This is a genomic window from Paenarthrobacter sp. CM16, from assembly GCF_013179505.1.
Lineage (GTDB): Bacteria > Actinomycetota > Actinomycetes > Actinomycetales > Micrococcaceae > Arthrobacter.
This window is the reverse complement of the sequence record NZ_JABMCX010000605.1, coordinates 1-568: the sequence shown is the minus strand read 5'-3', so window position 1 is coordinate 568 and position 568 is coordinate 1. Positions and strand designations below refer to the sequence as shown.

The following is a 568-nucleotide window of genomic DNA, read 5'->3' as shown; positions in this document are numbered from 1 at the left end:
AACCGCAGCCGCGGCACCACCGTGGCGATCGTGCTCCACGACCTCAATCTTGCAGCCCGCTATGCAGACCATGTCATCGCCATGAAGGGCGGGTGCATCGTGGCTGAAGGTCCGGCCCCCGTCGTGGTCACCGAGGAACTCGTTTTCAACGTGTTCGGCCTCGAGTCCCGGGTGGTGATGGACCCCATCTCAGGCACACCTTTGATCGTCCCTATCGGACGCCACCACGCACGCACCGCTTCAACCAACGAACTGGAGATCGCCTCATGAGTGCACAACCGACACAGGCCACAGCAAGTGCCGCCGTGGAGCCCATGACCCTCGCCTTCGACGTCACCGTGACGGCCGTGCAGGAGCTCAGCCCCAACTTCCGCCGCATCACCTTCGGCGGCTACTCACTGCGCGATTTCGGAGTTGCAGGTGACACCCTGGACCTCCGCGTGAAACTGATGATCCCGTCCTTCGATGCCTCCGGTAACGTCATTCCGCTGCCTCCCTTCAAGATGGAGGAAGCCGGTTGGTACCAGGAGTGGCTTGCCATGGACCCATCCGTCCGCGGTGACATGCG

Annotated in this window: 1 protein-coding gene and 1 pseudogene; both read left to right on the top strand. The window is 62.7% G+C overall.

Translation table 11 applies throughout. From position 1 onward, the window contains the following. Positions 1–270, top strand: a pseudogene (locus HP499_RS24775) (cobalamin/Fe(3+)-siderophore ABC transporter ATP-binding protein); the annotation flags it as partial. Further along, positions 267–568, top strand: a 302-nt coding sequence (locus HP499_RS24770) for a siderophore-interacting protein (RefSeq protein WP_172326643.1), incomplete at its 3' end; no start/stop codon positions are given. The pseudogene HP499_RS24775 and the gene HP499_RS24770, both read left to right, overlap by 4 nt.